The following is a 17,786-nucleotide window of genomic DNA, read 5'->3' on the forward strand; positions in this document are numbered from 1 at the left end:
AACGGCTCGAGCGGATTCGACGGAATACGCCGAAAAACGGGGCTAAAACGGATGTTTTCGAACGGCACGCTAGCGCGGTCGGAATCGCGTGCTCCCCCCGCCGGGAGTTCGCTCCGGCTCTACTCTAAGCTGTCCAGCGCGGCGACGACGCTCCGGAGAAGCTTCTTCTCGCCCCGGCGCATGTTCTTCGAGACGGCCGCGGTCGACACGTCGAACTCGTCGGCGAGCGTCGACAGCGTCGCCTCGCGCGGGGACTCGAAGTAGCCGGCGTCGGCCGCCGACTCGATGGTCTCGCGCTCGACGTCGGTCAGGTCGCGGCACGCGTCGAGCATCGTCGAGGCCGCGTTCGCGTTCCGCATCGTGTCGAACAGCGCCTCCATCGAGAGCTGCGAGCGGTCCTCGACGACGAACTCGTTGCCCTTCTCCAAGTCGTGGAGCGCCGCCTCGGTCGTCGCCTCGTCGTCGAACCCGACCTGCCACTGCTCGGAGCCGTCCTCGATCAGGAACGGCCCCGTGATGTAGCCGCCGTGGTCCGTGATCGTCGACATCGCGTTCGTCTCCTCGATGACGGTCCGGATGATGGCGGTGCCGTCCTCCTTCGAGAACAGGCTGTACTCGGCCATGTTCTCGTGGTCGCGGAGCGCCGAGAGCCCCTCGCCGAGCTCGTAGCGGTCCGGCGACTCGACGAGCAGCCGCGTCTCCAGCTGCTCCGCCGCGGTGTCCAGCTGCCAGTGCATAGCGGAGAAGGAGACGTCGTGGTCCGCGGAGGTGTCGATGAACGGGCAGTCGAACTGCTCCATATCCATCGTGACGTCGAGCATGACACGACCTTATCTCCCGCGTATATAACGGTTGTTCCTGTTGAATGCGTGGTGAAGGCTCGAAACCTCGTTTGGCACATCCTAACAGCCGTCGCCCCTGGTGTATCGGTCGACCTCGTCACTGCGTACGCGCGATCTATTCTACACTCTGATCGTCTTCGAGCCACGTCGGGCGAACACGGACAATCGGGACAGGATGCGCGAGGGTGTGAACGCCTTTCTTGAGGCGCTTGGCATCAGCCTCCGACGGGACACACGAAGCGGCCGTCCACGGGTCAACGAGCTCGACAGTCAACTTGATCGCGAGCAGAAGCCCCGCGTACTACTACGATTCCTGAACGGCCGCGTGGGCCGTGATCAGGGGGTACTGACGGTGTAGGTCGCCCGATACAGTGTCCCGTCGTAGACGACCATTGCCTCACTACCCGACAGGTCAACAAGATCGACCGATTCGGGGTCGTTATCAGGGGCGAACAGGCGCACAACGAGAGTCCGGTACGCAGATGGCGCATCGTCGATCGGCTGATCGTGGGCGTACTCCTGGTCGATTGCCGCCTGAAGAATATCGTGTTGGCGGTCGGTGAGCGTCGACGCTTCGAGTTTTACGGCGTCCGTCCGAGACCGCGTAAGGACATCGGCTACATAGGCCTCTTCTGAGGTAGCGACCGTCGAGCCTTCGAGTCTGTAGCCGTGTAAGCGCGTCTCGGTCGCCTCGCCGGTAACCGAGAGCCGGAGCTGTCCGTCTCCGTAGCGGACGGTATCGTACTCGGGAGTCGGAACGAGCAGCGACTCCGTTGGTCCGCTTGGTGTCGCCGGATAGACCAATTCCCCATCGCCGGAGACGCGCCCCTCGGTCCGGGAGAGTCTCCGCCAGAGTTCGTTTATGAGACCGGTTCGGAGGGCACTTCGGTCAACCGCCGGGAGGGCATCGAAAGAGACCGTCTCATCGTCGTCAACCGAAGTCGTCGCCGGGACTGTCGCCTCGAATTCGGTCGGATATGCCATCGCCGGCGTATGCCCCGTCGTTTCGTGAGTGAGTTCGTAGAACGTTCCGTTCTGCTGGACGATCTCCCCTTCGGCAACCAGCGTGTCGGCTGCGGTATAGGACGCCGATCCGTCGTCAAGTACACGCTGAACAAGGGTGTGCCCGTACGGGCCGAGCGCACGAACTGTCACCGGTGTGGTGGTCTGCTCGGCGACGGTCGAGGGGGTCTGGGCGCGCAGTGACAGCGATCCGATCTTGCCGTGCGCGGGCCCGAATATCGGTCTCACACACCCCGCGGTCGCGATGATTCCGCTGGTCGCAAGGAGGGCACGACGTGTGGGGGGCATACACCGGTTGTCTACTCCGAGTTTCAAAAAAAAAATTGTTGTCGCTCACGCCGAGTGAGGCGCTCTCCGACCGCTATCCCCGCTCCGCGCCGATCTCCTCGCCTCGCCTACTCGCCGAACCGCTCTTTCAGCGCCGCGCGGTCGATCTTCGACGGGCCGGAGGTCGGCATCTCGTCGACGAACGCCAGCTCTTTCGGGACCGCGTAGCGGGCGACGCGCGAGGCGAGGTGCGACTCCACGTCGCCGAGCGTGATCGACTCGTCGCCGACGAGGATCGCCTTCCCGACCGTGCCCCAGCGCTCGCTCGGAACGCCGATCACGACCGCCTCCTCGATCCCCGGGTGGTCGGTGAGCGCGTCCTCGACGCGGGGCGGGTAGACGTTCTCGCCGCCGGAGACGAACATGTTCTTCTTGCGCCCCTCGATGTGGTAGTAGCCGTCTTCGTCGACGCGGGCGAGGTCGCCGGTGGACACCCAGTCGCCGAACGTCGCCGCCGTCTCCGCCGGTTCGTTCCAGTAGCGGTCGGCCGCCGCCGGTCCCGCGAGCTCCAGTTCGCCGACCGTCCCGTCGGGCACCGGTCCGTCCTCGTCGACGACGCGCGCGTCGACCGCGAGCGCCGGAACGCCGACGCTGCCGGTCTTCTCCGGCGGAAAGTCGTCGGGCATCGCGAAGTTGTTCGGCCCGCACTCCGTGAGCCCGTACCCCTGCGAGATCTCGACGCCGCGGTCGCGCCACGCCGCGATGACGCTCTCGCGACAGGGCCCGCCGCCGCTCTTCACGAACCGGAGCGAGGAGAGGTCCGTCTCGCTCCACTCGTCATGCCGGGCCATCATCCGCAACACCGCGGGGACCGCCACGAGCGTCGTCGCCGACTCGCGCTCGACGTCGCGCAGGACGCGGCCGGGGTCCACCTCCGGGCTCAGCAGGATTCGCCCGCCCATCTGGAAGAAGGGGACCGTGAGCACGTTCCAGCCGCCGGTGTGGAACATCGGGAACACCATCGGCGTCACGTCGTCCTCGCGGAGCCCCCACGCGGTGATCGTGTTGAACGCGTTCCACCGGATCGCGCCGTGGCTGATCACCGTCTCCTTCGGGGTCCCGGTCGAGCCGCCGGTGTGCAAGAAGAGGTGCGGGTCCGCGAGCGAGACGTCGGCGGTCTCGACGGGCGAGCCGTCCGCGGGCAGGTCCCGCGTGTACGACCGCCACGCGTCGTCGCCGTCGGTCGGGATCGAGCGGACGGCGGGCTCGACGTCGGCGCGCTCCAGCGCGTCGATGACGTCGCCCTCGAACGGCGTCTCCACGAGCAGCAGCTTCGGGTCGACCGTACCCAGGACCGCCGAGAGGTCGCGCTCCGCGAGGCGGTGCGAGAGCGGCGCGAGGACGGCGCCGATCTTGCCGGTCGCGAAGAACAGGTCGACCAGCTCGACGCGGTTCCGCGAGACGACGGCGACGCGGTCGCCCTTCTCCACGTCAGCGTCGCGGAGGAACCGGGCCGTTCGGTTGGCGCGCTCCTCTAACTCCGCGTACGTGTACTCGGCGTTGGCGGCCGTGTCGGTGACCGCGACGCGGTCCGGCGAGAGCCGCGCCCGGCGGGCGGACAGCGATCCGACCCAGTCGTAGCCGCGGTCGCCGTGCGGGTGCGGTCGCGGGTCGGCGCCGGACTCGGCGGCGCTTCCCTGCGCCCGGCCGTCGCCCCGCGAGTCGTCTCCGGTCGCCATCTCAGGGGACCTCGCTCAGGAAGCTCCGGACGCGGTCGTTGACGCGCTCGCGCTCCTCGACGAAGAAGAGGTGCGGCCCGCCCTCGAACAGGTCGACCTCGGCGTGCGGGAGGAGCTCCGCCAGCAGGTCGGCGTTCTCGACGGGGAGGACGCGGTCCGCGGTCCCGTGGAGCACGAGCGTCGGCACGGACAGGTCGTCGAGGCGGTCGCTCGCGTCGAACGCCGCCACCGCGGCCGCCTGCGCCTCGCGGCCCGTCGGCGTTGCGTCGCCCGCGAGCCGCCAGTCGACGATCCGGTCGACGAGCTCCGGCTCGCGCTCGTAGAAGCCCTCGGAGACGGCCGGCTCCATCAGGTAGCGGATCCGCTCGCGGGGGTCCGCGTCCTCGGGCGCGGAGAAGATGTGCTCTTGGACCTCCGGCGGCGTCGGGGCCGCCTCGTCGCCGCCCGGAGACGTACAGAGCAGCGTCAGCGAGGCGACGCGGTCGTCGGCGAGCGCGAGCTCCTGGGCGATCATCCCTCCCATTGACGCGCCGCAGACGTGGACCGCGTCGACGCCGCGGTCGTCGAGGACCGCGGCCGCGTCAGCCGCCATCTCCGCCGCCGAGTACGGTCCCTCCGGCACGTCGGAGTCACCGGTGCCGCGGTTGTCCGGGCGGAGCACCTCGTAGTCGTCGGCCAACGCCTCGGCCAGCCACCGCCACATCCACCGGCCGTACCCGAGCCCTTCGAGCAGCAGCACGGTCGGTCCGTCGGGGTCACCGTCGACGGCGTAGTCGATCGTCACGCCGTCCCGTGTCACGCTTGGCATACCCGGATCGACCACGCCACGGCCCATCAACCCGAGTGTTAACGTTTCAACCTTCCCGGAGACGACCGGGAGGCGCGCGCCGGCACCCACACTCAAGTCCGTCGCGGGAGAGTGCTCCGCATGGACACCGCCAACTTCCTCTTCGTCTCGGCCGACGCCGCGCTGATCACCGACTTAGCGTGGCAGGTCCGGCGCGAGGGCCACGACGTGAAGTACTACATCGAGGCCGAAAGCGACCGGGAGATCGGCGACGGGTTCGTCCCGAAGACGGAGGACTGGCGCGCCGAGGTCGACTGGGCCGACGTGGTCGTCTTCGACGACATCTGGGTCGGTTCTGACGTGGGTACCGGCGCGCTCGCGCAGGAGCTCCGCGCGGAGGGGAAGGCCGTCGTCGGCGGGACGCCGAACACCGACCGCCTCGAAGAGGACCGCGGCTACGCGATGGAGGTGTTAGAGGACCACGGCGTCAACACGGTCGAACACCACGTGTTCCACGAGTTCGACGCGGGGATCCAACACGTCCAAGCGAACCCCGCGCCGTACGTGATCAAGCCGCTCGGGGAGGTGCAGAACGTCAAGCGCCTGCTGTACGTCGGCAACGAGGACGACGGCAGCGACGTGGTCGACGTCCTCCGGGCGTACGAGAAGGCGTGGGGCCACCGGATGAAGGGGTTCCAGCTCCAGCGGAAGGTCGAGGGCGTCGAGGTCGCGATCTGCGGCTTCTTCGACGGGAACGAGTTCGTCGATCGGGTGAACTTCAACTTCGATCACAAAAAACGTGATTTAGTACACAATTGTCCAGTAAGTCTCGCTGCGTAAACACTACATCTCCAAACATAAATATTACACCATGGAATCGAAACACTTCCTGTTCATCTCGGCCGACGCTGCACTGATCACCGACCTGGCCTGGCAAGTACACCGCGAAGGCCACGACGTGAAATACTACATCAAAGCCGAAAACGATCAGGAGATCGGGAACGGTTTCGTCCCGAAGACGGACGACTGGCGCGCAGAAGTGGATTGGGCAGATGTCATCATTTTCGACGATATCTGGGTCGGTTCCGACATCGGCACGGGTGAACTCGCCGAGGAGCTCCGTGAGCAAGGCAAAGCTGTCGTCGGCGGGACGCCGAACACCGATCATCTCGAAGAGGATCGAGGGTACGCGATGGAGGTCCTCGAAGAACACGGTGTGAACACCGTCGAGCACCATATCTTCGACAGTTTCGACGCGGGGATACAACATGTTCAGGAGAATCCTGCCCCGTACGTGATCAAACCGCTCGGCGAGGTTCAGAACGTCAAACGCTTACTGTACGTTGGGAACGAGGACGACGGGAGCGACGTCGTGGACGTGTTGAAAGCGTACAAGAAAGCGTGGGGGCACCGGATGAAGGGCTTCCAGCTACAGCGCAAGGTAGAGGGTGTCGAAATCGCTATCTGCGGGTTCTTCAACGGGAACGAGTTCATTGACCAAGTCAATTTTAATTTTGAGCATAAGAAATTATTCCCAGGGAACATCGGTCCCTCGACCGGAGAGATGGGAACCTCGATGTTCTGGGCGGGCCAGAACAAACTCTTCAAAGAAACCTTCGGGAAAATCGAAGATTGGCTCGCTAACGAAGGCTACGTCGGCAGTATCGATATCAACTGTATCGTCAACGAGAACGGGATCTACCCGCTGGAGTTCACGCCGCGGTTCGGCTACCCGACCATTGCGCTGCAAGAAGAGTCGATCGAGTCGTCCACCGGAGAATTCTTCTACGACCTCGCGCACGGCAACAAGCCAGACGTCGAGGTTCACAACGGGTACCAAATCGCCGTGCGCGTCGTGCTTCCACCGTTCCCGTTCGACGACGAGAAGACATACGACGAGAACTCCCGGAACGCCGCCGTGGTCTTCGAGACAGAGAGCCGCGAAGGGATTCACCTTGAAGACGCCAAAAAAGTGGACGGGCAGTGGCGCGTCGCCGGCGACAACGGGATGCCCATCGTCGTGACCGGGAAGGGAGAGACGATGCAAGCAGCACGGGAGCAAGCATACGACCGCATCGATGACATCGTCATGCCGAACATGTACTACCGCGACGACATCGGTGAACGGTGGGTCAACGGTGACGGGGACCGACTTCAGGCGTGGGGATACCTCGGGCCGTAGTCGTAGGTGCGAAATCGAGCAGGCTATTCCGGATGAAATTGGCACTCACAAATTCCTTAGCAGGTCATGCCTTCGATGAGTGTTGACCTGTGATTCGCGCGTCAAACACGTTGGAAGGGGGCGTAGCGCCTTACTTCAGCTAACTTGGTACGAAGCGCAGAAGCCGGATCCGTATTTGACGGTTCTAATGGACCGGCTGATAGTCTCAAAAAGAGCAAGTAATGTATAAAAGAATTGCTTATTATGAGAAAAGTGCTCTCAAAATCGGATTTCACCGTGCTCTCACATCTGAGTACACAAGCGAATGAGAGCTTGATACAGCGGGAGCTGGCTGACGAACTCGATTGGGATTCCGGGTATACGTCTCGCGTTGTATCCAGACTCGCAGAGAGCGAACTACTCGTCCGAGAGCAACAACCAATACGAGGTACAAACACCGCTCGAAGGCGTTGTTGATGCGTACTACGCGCAGTATATGGACGAGTTGGAAGTCAGACTCGCGTTGAGTGAGACCGAACCGATGTCGGTCGAAGCGATTGTCGACGAGCGCGGACTCGATCGGCGTCACGTTGTAAAGCAGTTAGCGCAACTCGAAGCATACGGGCACGTCAAGCAGACCGACTCGGGATTCATTGATACGGGGAAGCGTGATTCGTTTAACGAGTGATTTCAGGAATCACGGGCCATCTCTCGCTCTTGGAGAAGTTCTCGAAGGTAGGCAGTTGCTGCGACACCGACGTTGATTCCCCAGACGTAGTTCTCCTCACCGAAGGCAGCCGTGCCCGCCATTCGGTGCGTATACCCGTCAGCGAGCGTGAGGCGAATACACTTCATCACGTCGTCCTCACCGAATCGATCGAGCGCATCCCTCATGTACCGGTCGAAATGACCATTCGGATGATCGACTGACCGCGGATCAGCGGCTCGTTCTACCGCGCGGCTGTGGACCGCATCAATCGAAGGGTGTGCTGGAACTGCCGTGTTTTCCTGGATGCGATACCCCTCATCAGAGTCCATACAGAGACGTATGACCGCACGGTCAAAAAGTCCAAGCCGTATCCGATTCGCCGGAACTTCGGCGTTCGCAGTGTGAATTCTGCTGAAGTGGTCTGTCACCGCAGCCCGAATTTGTAGATTTCTTCGAGGTATCGTTCGCGGATGTCTTCGAAGTACGGGTGGACGTAGTCGTCAAGTGAGTCGCCGTCTTTCCCTTTGATTGAGTCGCCGCGCATGTATTTCACGAGTTCGCGGTTCCAGTCTTTCTCTTTCTTGAACCACGTCGTGAAGTAGTGCCGACCGAAGTGTGAGGTGATCGAGTCGTACTTCTCATCGTCGCCGTACTTGTACTGCGGGTGGAAGTAGTCCTTCCAGATCTCGTTGATTTTCGAGTTTCCCATCTGGTTGTGCCGGGTGTGCGAGAGGAGCAGCCACGGCTTCCCGTTATCCGGGCGAACCATGAGGTATCGGACGAGCGCGACTTTCAACTCGTCAGGGATCGGCATGATCCGCTCGTTTTTTGACTTGTTTCCTTCCCTGTCGTACCGCGTCGGGAAGTAAATCGCATCCACGCCGTCCGGCAGGCGATCATGGGTACCGAGTTCCGGGTACTGCTGTTTGAGCTCGTCGTGCTGGATGTTCAGCTCACTGAGCTCGATGTTACATGCTTCCTGGGCTCGGATGCCAAGGAACAGCATCAGCAGGATGATGACGCGGTGTTTCCAATGTTTCACGGTGACGAGTACGTCTGCGACGTCATCGACGGACAAGTTGGGCGGTGTTTTCGTGTTGTCTTCCTCCCACTCTGTGTCGTCGAGCACCTTTTTAAACGGGTTGTAGCTACCGTCTTGGGGGAGCGAGTCTTCGCTCACCCAGAATTTGTACACCCGATTCAGGTGAATGAGTTTTTGCTTTGTCGTCTGCTTCGAGTTCCCCAGTTCGTTACGCTGGTAGTCCACGAATCCCTCCACATGTCGTTTCCCAGGACACGCGGGATGTCGCCCCGCGTCCTCCATGTACTCCGTCCACTGATCAATCGGGATCGTGTAGTTGTTTCTCGTGTTGCTCTTACCCTTCTGATCGAGGATCTCCGTCGTAAACAAGTCGAACGGGTCTGCACCGATAGATCTGAACCCCCCTTCGTACTTTTGTAACGGGTCGATTTCCTGATCGAACGTCTCAGCGAACTGTTCGCGTGAATCGTGTTTGTCTGTCATTTGAAAGCCGTTTTAACGTCGTTCATGACGTGATTCCACACCTGTTCGCTCGTTGGATGCTCAGCACACGCCATCAACACCGGGTTGTACCGATGAGGGTAGTCGGTGTGCCACGCCATCCAGTGGTAGAACCGTTTCAGGTACAGCCAGTACGGTCTGTACACGCGTTCGATTTGGACGTCGTCTGCGAGGTCAGCGAGGAATGCTTCCACGTCGCCAGGGGTTGCGAGGGCGTGGTGACGGCCGCGAGCATCCATGTGGGTCTTCCATCGTCGTTCGACACGGCCGGCCTCTTTGAGCGCCCACTCAGCATCGATGTTCTCCGTTTCCCACGCGGCGTACGCATCACGCCCCGCAAACAATCGGTCGTGACGACACAACCGGTACTCTTCGGGGACTTCATCGAGCGTTTTGAACACGCCGAGCCGGTCGGTGACTTCATCAGACACCATTACGCGTCCTCCATCGGGTAGTACACGCCGTCTCGTTTCACGAGCTTCCGGCCTTCGAGCGAGTCTAACTGATCTGGAACTCGGTCGCTCGCTGTCTCGATAATCTGCTGATGTACGGCCGCCTGATCGACACCCGGGCTCTGCTGTACGAAGTCGATGATTTCCTGTCGCTCGTCGTTGAACAGTTGCCGTTCGAGCTCGGTGGCTCGTTTCCGCGCCCGGTCGCGTTCTCGTCGAAGCTGGTTCCGTTGCTCTCGCAGTTCGGAACTCGTTTCGTCAGGCGTGACTTCGATTTCGAATTTCTTCTGCCCACCTTCGACCATGTGCGACACCCATTGTGAAAGCGACATTCCACGCTCATCGGCCCGATTCTTCCAACGGGCGAGCTGCTCATCAGTCGGGTACGTTGCGACCTGATTCGTCATCCGTCACCACCCGAGCAGTCATCGTGTAAGGCGTGGACCTGCGCTTCCAACTCTCGCACCCAGTCTCGCGTTTGATCGAGCTCTCGTCCTAGCTCGTTCCGTCGCTGCCGAAGAGCCGGCGACGATTCATCCGCTGTGATGCCGGCGTCGAAGTTCTTGAGGCCGGGTTCAATCATCGCCTCGATGGACTCGGATAACGCTACGTCTATGCCCCTCGCTTTCTGCTTCCAGCGCGCGTATCGCTGTGGGGAGGGCGTCATCGTGGGCTGCGTTTCGGAGGTATGTCCTCGCATGCGTGTAATTTCTACAAGCTCGCTGTCAGTCATCATATTAAACAGTTGGAAAGTTACTCAGTTCCCTCAACGCCTGCTGAGACAGGAACAAGCAGGATGTAGCCGTCTTCAACACGGATCCCGATCTCATCGATGTCGGTCGGATCAAGGCCTTGCTTCTCGATGTCGTCTGCTGAGAAGAACACCGGGACACCGATGGTCTCTCCGTCGCCCGACTTCGTGACGTTGGCCGTCACGACTTCGTCAACTTCCCGCGTCTTCGGCTCGACGTAGGCGTCTACATGCCGTGTCATAGCTGTTCGACCTCGATTCGAATGCTGTCAGTCGCTTGGGTTGAATCACGCATCAGCACGCCTGTCGACTAACTGGCCGCTTATAAACACTATGCCGATTTGGGTCGAATTTCTACTGATCTCAACCGCCTATTTTGATAGGTAGAAGCGACATACATCCAGTACGGCGATTTTCAAGATTTCATTGAATTCCGGTCACACTCGACTTCAATGCCGAGCCAACGCACGCACCACGAACGCGTGTCAACCAAGTCGGAATACCCCCGGAAATCCACTTCCAAATGAAATGGAATCTCCAGAATCGACGTACTGGTCGAAGCAGAGCTGATCGAGAGTCGGCAGCGAAGCGCCTAAGATGCCGTTAGATACCGCCGCCGAGAACGAGCACGCCAAGTACGACGAGTCCCATCAAAACGACCGCACCGACGGCGAGTACCGTGTTCTCCATCGCTTTCTCATAGAACGGCATCGACGCGTACTCCTCACGGAACGCGTCCCGGTTCTCCGCGTCGTGGAAGTACTTCGTTTTGAACGCGAAGCGCTCGGTCACCGCGCACCCAGTACAGACCGGTGTTCCTTCTAGACGCTCTGTTTTGATGTGCGAGTCGCAGTTGATGCTCCCGCAGTTCGCGCAGTACGTGTAGGCCGCGTCGGTCCCTGCCGTGTCGCAGTGGATGCACCGGTGGATCCCGTCCTCGCTCGTCACGCGCGACGGCCCCGCCGCGAAGTACTCGTACGGATACGTGTACTCCCCCAAGTTAGTCGTGTGCCGGAGTTGCGGCACGTACACCGGTTCGATCGATTGGACTGAGACGTCGGAGCGCTTCGGCTCGCACGTTTTCGTGTACGTGACGTTGTTGTCCCCCGTGTAGGAGACCGTGGTCGTGTGGTGGTTCTGGAGTCGGTCGACGACCCAGTCCTTGTACTCGGTCTGTGTCTGCCCGAACCGTCGCTCTTCGACCGCGTCGAACTGCTCTTCGAACCGGTCCGTATCGAGCTCGACGGTCGCGTGAAGGTTCTCCGTCACGAGGTTCGAGACGTCACCGGACGCGGTTTCCGGGTGGCCGCGTTCGGCGTGGACGACGAACCGGGACCGGTCGTTGACCCGGTGGATCACGCCGACCGACGTCTCGAACACCGCGTTCGTGTCCGCGGTCACGGCGACGACCGGTCTGAACGTGACGTGATACTGCGGCGCGGGGAGGTCCGTCGACTCGATGTTGTCGATGTCTTGGAACGCTTCTTCGACGGGTGCCGTCACCGACGTCGCCGGCTCGTGCGGTCGAAGCGTCTCGTCGCACAGGATTTCGATTCGCCCGTTGTACAGGTCCAGCCCGATGTCGTCGGCGATCTCGCGCAGGTCTTCACCGTCGATCAGCTCGATCGGGTACGGGTCGTCGTTCCGTTGGAGTCGTTCGGCGTACTCGACGGCTGGGCCGGTGAACCGGCCGGTCGTCGCCACCATCCCGCGTTTCGGCCCGTCGAACTCGAACGTCGCAATCGCAGAGTGTAACTTCTGGACGACCGGCCGCCCGACCGTCTCCGTGTGCTTACACTCGACGACGACGGCGCGCCGCGTCCCGTCAACGACCTCTTCCATCATGACGTCGCGGCCCTCGTCGGCCGTGCGTTCGGCCTGCCGGACGTTCTCGTACCCGAGGTTCCGGAACACGTCCTCCATCACGTCCTCGAACTCGAATCCAGAGAGGTCGTCAAGGACAGGCATCGAGATACTCCAATTATGTCAGCCACGCGGTAAAGACTCTATTGGAATTCCCAAATAAACACGTCCTCGCAAGCAGAACACCCATATTCGGGAACAGCGATGTCCGAAATAAAAATTTCGGAAATTCAGATTTCTTTCTGACAATGTTCCTCGATCGGGCACGACTCGCACTGCGGGGACCGAGCGGTGCAGACGTCGGCCGCGAAATCGAGCATGGCGTGCTGGAAGTCGCTGCTTCGGTCCGTCGGCGCGAGCGCGTCCGCGAGCGGTTCGAGCGCGTCCGCGTCGGCGTCGATACCGAAGAAACGAGACAACAGCCGTCGTACGTTCACGTCCACGGCGGCGATCCCGGCTCCGTCTACGTGTATCAAGACGGACCGCGCCGAGTAGTCGCCAACACCGTACAGCGTCACGAGGTCCGCGTACTCGCAGGGAACGTCGCCGCCGTGGCTATCGATGATCTGTGACGCGGCGCGCTCGATGAACTCGGCGCGTTTCACTAACCCGAGCCGATCGATTCGCTGTTCGATATCTTCGGTCGGGGCTGCGGTCACGGCTTCGGGCGTGGGGTACCGAGCGACGAACGGCCGGTACGCGTCGGCCACCGCCGTCGCGGTGGTCCGCTGTAACAGGATCTCGGCGACGAGCAAATGGAACGCTGTCCGATCCGAGTCTCGCCACGGCAGTCCGTCACGACCGTTCGCCGTCCACCACACGAGCACCGGCTCGACGAACGCGCGCTGAGGGTCGAACACGGGGTCTCCTGGTCGCTTTCTGACTGATATTCGTTCGTAACCGGGAGACCAGATACGTCTTCGAACCGTCGCTACCGTATCTCATCCGATTTCATCATACCGCTTGGCAGAATATACGGTCAGGTTATCTCCTTCGACAGGACCCTCCGTCTGGTACGTGAGATAGTGAGTATCGATTCCCAAAGAGACGGGCATAGCCGCGGGAACGCGCGAAGTAATATCCTGAAGACGGGCGACAGGGACTGTGAGCGACTCGCCTGAGTTATCGACACTCTCCGGTTGACGAACAGCGTGAGAATAAGAGAACGCATCTTGACTCTCGTCCCCTTCTGCAGCGAACTGAACGAACTGAGTTACCGGGTCGAACTGGACCTGTAATTCCGGTCCGATCAAATCGGCTACTTTGACAGCGCGGTCGAACACACGATTTGGGAGTGAGCACTCACAACGTGTCTCCGTCGAAAGACGGTCGTACACGCGGTGAGCCGACTGTGCCTCTAGTGTAGGGAACCGGTACGTAAGTCCAGCAGATTGAAGAGCGATCCTCGACTTCGGCGTCTCTGGAGGAAAGGCAACACTCACGACGCCGGTAACCCCCGCACGTATGAGGTCGTCAAGACCTTCGAGTTCCGCCCAATACGACCCTGTTACCTCGTCGGGAGAACAGACAACGGCATCCGTTGGAAGCGAGTAATCGAGATACGCTATCTTGTCCTCCGAGCAGGCTCGTAAGCGAAGCCGCTCTTCATCAACATCGATACGGCACTCGCCGTCCTTCCTGATAGCCAACACGAGCTGAACGATCTCTCGAAGCGCGTCTGCGGAACATTCGAGCGGCATTACCGATGGTCCTGATGGTATGTTAACGCGTCGGGAATGGTCGGACCGTTCAACGCGAGATTGTGAGTCACTTCTAAGAGCTCGTTTTGTGTCGTGTCTATCTCGACGCCTGCTTGTGGCGACGGGACCGTATTCACGACAGTATACAGGTTGTACAACAGCACCGACATTTGGACGTAAAACGCCTTCACCTGCGGTTTGTCGCTGTCCGTTGCGATATCGAACTTGTTTTTCGCCATTCGAAAAACTGGCTCTATTTTCGCACGCTGATTGTACTGGAAATTGACCTTCGTGATCAGTTTGTCTCGTTTCGATGTTTCCTCCGGGATCTCCATGTCGGTGTAGAAGGCGCGGACGGGTTCAGGCGTGTCCGCCTGTTCGTCAGCGCCCGAGTAGCCGATGAGCTTGACAGCCGGTGTCAAGTCAGCGTACCCGGCGTTCTTCTGAACAGTTGTACCACCGGGTTCGAGGTCAGCACGAAGGCGTGCGTAGTCAGAGTTCTTCCCTACAGAATTACTATCGTCTTGTGCACAGATCACCCAGTCGTTCGGAACGAACGCTTGGCAGGCCTCGATGTCTTCACGCCCGTCAAAACCGCGGTCAAGTATGAATCGCTTTACATCAACCATCTCCGTGAGAGACCGTAGGAAATTCTTCAGAACTCGTGCGCGCTGTGATTCCGATTTGAGCAGTCGTAATCCGAACGAGAAATCGAGGTCCGGGTCGGTGAACGCGAGCGAGGCGAATCGCCACCGACCGTCCTCCGATTTGAATGCCTGTCCGTCCGCCCCGCTCCCGAGACTCTGAACATCAGTTAGATCGTACGACGCCATGACTGGTTCGGACACCACGCCTGAACCGAGCACGTACTTCAGCAGCGCTCGGTTAATATCGTCGAACATCTCGTTTACCTTCCACCGGTGAAGCCCCTCTAGGTGCGTCCAGATCGTTGACCCGCTAAGCGCCGAACGAAGATCAAATGCGTGGTGCGCGGTTCGTTCGTAATCGGTGATGCTCTCCCCGTGACGTGCGGCGTACGCGAACACCCCGAGCAAGCTCCGTAACTCACGAGACTTGTTCTCTTCGCGGTGAAGCGAGAGGTTCTCGACGACGATCTGGATCAGGTCTTCGACGAGGTTGTACAACGCCAATTGCCGCGCTCCGTCCGAGAAGTCAGTCGCTGCCGGTCCGGCATCGTAATCGAGCTGATACCGTTCCAGCACAGTCTGTGGGATTGGGACTCCATTCCAGAACAGCGCGTGTACCGCAACGAAGCACGCATCGCGCACCGTCTGGAGTTCAGCAGTTGTCTTCAGGGTTTTCGCGGCTTTACGATACGTTGACTGTTCACGTGACCCGCGTAACCCGAACTGTTCGAGCTGTGTGGTCGAATACTGCCCGATGTAGTCAGCGAGATCCTCGTACGTGTCGAGACCACGCGCCAGTTGAATCAGTAACGCGCGCAACTTGTAGAGTTCAACTCTCTCCGTCGGAGTTCCGACCGTTTGTAACGCAAGCTCGGTCACGTCACACAATGCTTCATCGAAAATCGCATCCACGGATCCTTCCCGATCTGACCAATCGCTGTTGGTGTCACCCCTGTTTTCTTTTGCGAGTGCAACGAGCAACGGTTCCTGTAGCTCAACCTCTTTGCGGCCGTTTACGGTCGAAATCGAGACGTCTTTTGTCGCTTCTGAATTAAACGACGCAAACTCACTGACCACCTCTTGTCGTGAGTGCCGTGTTTCCTCGGCAAACTCATCTTGGTGTGTGCCCATTTCCCTACAATACTAAATCTCGAAACCACTCACTGATAAACCCTCGTCGTGAGAACTCACCCAATCCGATAATCAGTACTTCAATTGTACACGAACACACTGCCTCCCAACAAACACCGCTTACAGGCCTGTGACTACTATTCACTCAATTCAAACACACGAAATGACTGGGCGCATCCCGAAAAATGAGTATGTAGAGACGCTGAAAACCTCAATTCCGATTATCTCCATGTGAGTTGGGAAACGATACGTAGCGGATATCATGACTCGCTGTCCGTGTCCTGGTAGGTCGGACGGATATCTTCGAGAAGTTCTTCGACGATTTCCCATAGAATCAGAGAGGGAGTCTCGTGCTCAAACGTGATCCCCCAGCGGTCCTCAGTAGCGGCGGTCGAGTACTGAAAATGCGCTTGTCCGAGATTTGGATGATCTTCGTCTTGGTGCCACCCGGCGTGAAAACCAGTGTTCGAGTCGGTGTAGTTGACACGGAACCAATCGTCAGGGTCCTGCCGATACCACTTGACGGTTAGTTCCGGTGACTCAGGGCCTGCCGGCGGATCAAGACGAGCCGGATCGAACATCGCTCGCAGCTGTGTGGCCTCGATATCATCCGGAACGAACTCAACCGTCGAAATCTGTGGTACGCGATCAAGGACGTCTCGCTTCAGTTGCGCGTAGAGGTTCGCGTTCGGATCACCACCCGGATGCGGAACGGACATCCGTTAGCTGTTGGCCTCGACAGGCTCTGTCGTCGGAGCGAGGAAGTCCCACTCACGGATAGCGAAGCCGACGACCTGGACGCGCCGCTGAAGCTGCTCCCACTCACGGGCAATCTCACGGCGACGGTCTTCCTCCGCAGCGTCAAGCGACTCATCAGCGAGTGTCCCTCGAAGCTGGTTCGGCGACTCAACACCGAACTCGTCCTCCCAGTCGCGGATCCGCGCTTTCATTTCGGCGAGACGCTCCGTGAGCTCCTCGACAGTACGCCCGCTGTCTCGAAGCCGCATCGCCTCCTGCATCGCTTGTCGGCGATAATCAGGGTAGTACGTCGTGTGCGTACCGCTCTCGTCACGATGGAGAACACCATCGCCGACGAGGCGTTCAAGCACGCGTTTGGTTGGCTCGTGTGACCAGTCCGCTTCGGACGCGATCCAGTTAGCCGTCCGCGGCTCCGACAGCTGCCGGGCGGCCATCCGCACCCGATCTTCGCCCGTGGTTTGGCGTTCCATCAGATCCTTCGAGTTCGATTCTTTCCCGGTCATACCACACCGTTCGGACTGTGCCTTAATATAAGTTGAGACCATTAGTCCTATATCGAAGTATTTTCTCCGCTACCATCTCGACTTCAGCGGAGGAGGACCAGAGAAATTCCGAACCTCGGCCTCGACGAGGGTACCCAAGAACGCGGCGTCGTCAAGCGGTTGTAGTATTCCTCCCCCGACGCCACTATCAGATTCAAACACACAACAATAACAGTCACAGCAATCCTGACCCCTCAGCGTCCGCGATCTAGTTGCGTGACTCCGTATTCCAGGACGAAGTTGAGGAGTTAGAGTTCAAGATAGTTCTTTGTCTCTTCCCAACGCTGTAATTCGGCTTTGAGCTCACTGATCTTCTCGTCGGCTTCGTTTTTCCGCCAGCTAAAGCAAGAGTGACGACGTTTGCTGGATATGTACGCTCTACGCAGCAGCCACTCCGTTAGCTAATCAATCGCTGTCAGTAAGAGTGTGCGGGATACAGAGTGCGAGTCGGTCAGGAAGGGGTGACCTCGCTCAGGGAGTCGGGTCTGGAACCAGAGCAACCGGATGCCCGGTGATTACCGGTTACGCTCAAACGATACACCGACTCCGTCAGCGATCGCCTCAAGGTCCGCCTTCCGGAAGCTAGAATCGTCGGCCGCTTCCGACGACTCTGCGACACCAACGTGCGCCCGGATCAGTCGGCGCATCTGCGACGTTGACGGTCGCCCCGCCGCGCCGACATCGATTCCGAGTGCCTCGCAAATCGCCCGCAGCTCCTCCTTGGTGAATGACGCCTTGACCTCCCGTTCGAACCTCCCCGTCGCCGCTCGAATCTCATTTCGAAGTTCCTGGACGGTCGAACTCATGACTCTCCACACTTCTCACATCTCCCTCAAAGTTCCTACTCAGTTGCGATGGCCTCTACAAGGG

19 protein-coding genes and 1 pseudogene are annotated in these 17,786 nt (G+C 59.9%); 4 read left to right on the plus strand and 16 right to left on the minus strand.

The window, feature by feature from the left end:
- Positions 1 to 119: 119 nt before the first annotated feature.
- The 4 genes from C470_RS14205 to C470_RS14220 all read right to left on the minus strand — a co-directional run bounded on the left by C470_RS14205 (position 120) and on the right by C470_RS14220 (position 4,679).
- Positions 120 to 821: a helix-turn-helix domain-containing protein gene (locus tag C470_RS14205; protein ID WP_007346006.1), complete on the minus strand. Its 702-nt coding sequence runs from the start codon at positions 819 to 821 to the stop codon at positions 120 to 122.
- Between the two features lie 357 nt (positions 822 to 1,178).
- A complete protein-coding gene (locus C470_RS14210; RefSeq protein ID WP_049908760.1) occupies positions 1,179 to 2,153 on the minus strand; it encodes a hypothetical protein in 975 nt (324 codons plus the stop codon).
- A 107-nt stretch (positions 2,154 to 2,260) separates the two neighbouring features.
- Entirely contained in the window at positions 2,261 to 3,871 is a 1,611-nt protein-coding gene (locus tag C470_RS14215; protein ID WP_008368109.1) for an AMP-binding protein, read from the minus strand.
- Between the two features lies 1 nt (position 3,872).
- Positions 3,873 to 4,679: an alpha/beta fold hydrolase gene (locus C470_RS14220; protein WP_049908761.1), complete on the minus strand. Its 807-nt coding sequence runs from the start codon at positions 4,677 to 4,679 to the stop codon at positions 3,873 to 3,875.
- A gap of 120 nt (positions 4,680 to 4,799) precedes the next feature.
- On the opposite strand from C470_RS14220, the pseudogene C470_RS14225 reads away from it, so the two are divergent.
- The 4 genes and pseudogenes from C470_RS14225 to C470_RS14235 all read left to right on the plus strand — a co-directional run.
- Positions 4,800 to 5,456: pseudogene (locus tag C470_RS14225) on the plus strand (phosphoribosylamine-glycine ligase); the annotation flags it as partial.
- A 73-nt stretch (positions 5,457 to 5,529) separates the two neighbouring features.
- On the plus strand, positions 5,530 to 6,840 hold the full coding sequence (locus tag C470_RS14230) for a phosphoribosylglycinamide synthetase C domain-containing protein (protein WP_008368115.1): 1,311 nt from the start codon (positions 5,530 to 5,532) through the stop codon (positions 6,838 to 6,840).
- A gap of 243 nt (positions 6,841 to 7,083) precedes the next feature.
- Complete coding sequence (locus C470_RS16495) at positions 7,084 to 7,296, plus strand: MarR family transcriptional regulator (protein ID WP_152418684.1); 213 nt, start codon at positions 7,084 to 7,086, stop codon at positions 7,294 to 7,296.
- A gap of 19 nt (positions 7,297 to 7,315) precedes the next feature.
- Positions 7,316 to 7,507: a hypothetical protein gene (locus C470_RS14235; protein ID WP_008368116.1), complete on the plus strand. Its 192-nt coding sequence runs from the start codon at positions 7,316 to 7,318 to the stop codon at positions 7,505 to 7,507.
- Between the two features lie 2 nt (positions 7,508 to 7,509).
- On the opposite strand, the gene C470_RS15845 is transcribed toward C470_RS14235, so the two are convergent.
- The 12 genes from C470_RS15845 to C470_RS14285 all read right to left on the minus strand — a co-directional run bounded on the left by C470_RS15845 (position 7,510) and on the right by C470_RS14285 (position 17,722).
- On the minus strand, positions 7,510 to 7,857 hold the full coding sequence (locus tag C470_RS15845) for a hypothetical protein (RefSeq protein WP_152418685.1): 348 nt from the start codon (positions 7,855 to 7,857) through the stop codon (positions 7,510 to 7,512).
- Between the two features lie 95 nt (positions 7,858 to 7,952).
- Positions 7,953 to 9,053, minus strand: coding sequence for a tyrosine-type recombinase/integrase (locus tag C470_RS14245; RefSeq protein WP_008368119.1), 1,101 nt, complete (start codon positions 9,051 to 9,053; stop codon positions 7,953 to 7,955).
- Positions 9,050 to 9,505, minus strand: a complete 456-nt coding sequence (locus C470_RS14250; RefSeq protein ID WP_008368121.1) for a hypothetical protein — start codon at positions 9,503 to 9,505, stop codon at positions 9,050 to 9,052. The genes C470_RS14245 and C470_RS14250 overlap by 4 nt, the downstream gene beginning before the upstream one ends.
- Positions 9,505 to 9,930, minus strand: a complete 426-nt coding sequence (locus C470_RS14255; RefSeq protein WP_152418686.1) for a hypothetical protein — start codon at positions 9,928 to 9,930, stop codon at positions 9,505 to 9,507. Before C470_RS14255 ends, C470_RS14250 begins: the two co-directional genes overlap by 1 nt.
- Before the next feature lie 346 nt (positions 9,931 to 10,276).
- Positions 10,277 to 10,516: a hypothetical protein gene (locus C470_RS14260; RefSeq protein WP_008368124.1), complete on the minus strand. Its 240-nt coding sequence runs from the start codon at positions 10,514 to 10,516 to the stop codon at positions 10,277 to 10,279.
- 361 nt (positions 10,517 to 10,877) lie between these two features.
- Complete coding sequence (locus C470_RS14265) at positions 10,878 to 12,242, minus strand: restriction endonuclease (protein WP_049908763.1); 1,365 nt, start codon at positions 12,240 to 12,242, stop codon at positions 10,878 to 10,880.
- A 125-nt stretch (positions 12,243 to 12,367) separates the two neighbouring features.
- Positions 12,368 to 12,997: an A/G-specific adenine glycosylase gene (locus C470_RS14270; RefSeq protein ID WP_008368128.1), complete on the minus strand. Its 630-nt coding sequence runs from the start codon at positions 12,995 to 12,997 to the stop codon at positions 12,368 to 12,370.
- Positions 12,998 to 13,078: 81 nt separating this feature from the next.
- Complete coding sequence (locus C470_RS15850; RefSeq protein WP_008368130.1) at positions 13,079 to 13,837, minus strand: hypothetical protein; 759 nt, start codon at positions 13,835 to 13,837, stop codon at positions 13,079 to 13,081.
- Positions 13,837 to 15,615: a hypothetical protein gene (locus tag C470_RS14275; protein WP_049908765.1), complete on the minus strand. Its 1,779-nt coding sequence runs from the start codon at positions 15,613 to 15,615 to the stop codon at positions 13,837 to 13,839. The genes C470_RS15850 and C470_RS14275 overlap by 1 nt, the downstream gene beginning before the upstream one ends.
- Before the next feature lie 260 nt (positions 15,616 to 15,875).
- Positions 15,876 to 16,334: a hypothetical protein gene (locus C470_RS15435; RefSeq protein ID WP_082226694.1), complete on the minus strand. Its 459-nt coding sequence runs from the start codon at positions 16,332 to 16,334 to the stop codon at positions 15,876 to 15,878.
- A 3-nt stretch (positions 16,335 to 16,337) separates the two neighbouring features.
- Entirely contained in the window at positions 16,338 to 16,919 is a 582-nt protein-coding gene (locus C470_RS14280) for a DUF7342 family protein (RefSeq protein WP_008368133.1), read from the minus strand.
- A 512-nt stretch (positions 16,920 to 17,431) separates the two neighbouring features.
- Positions 17,432 to 17,722, minus strand: a complete 291-nt coding sequence (locus tag C470_RS14285; protein WP_049908766.1) for a hypothetical protein — start codon at positions 17,720 to 17,722, stop codon at positions 17,432 to 17,434.
- Positions 17,723 to 17,786: the final 64 nt, after the last annotated feature.

Origin of the sequence: Halorubrum distributum JCM 13561, from assembly GCF_000337395.1 — an archaeon.
Taxonomy (GTDB): domain Archaea; phylum Halobacteriota; class Halobacteria; order Halobacteriales; family Haloferacaceae; genus Halorubrum; species Halorubrum distributum.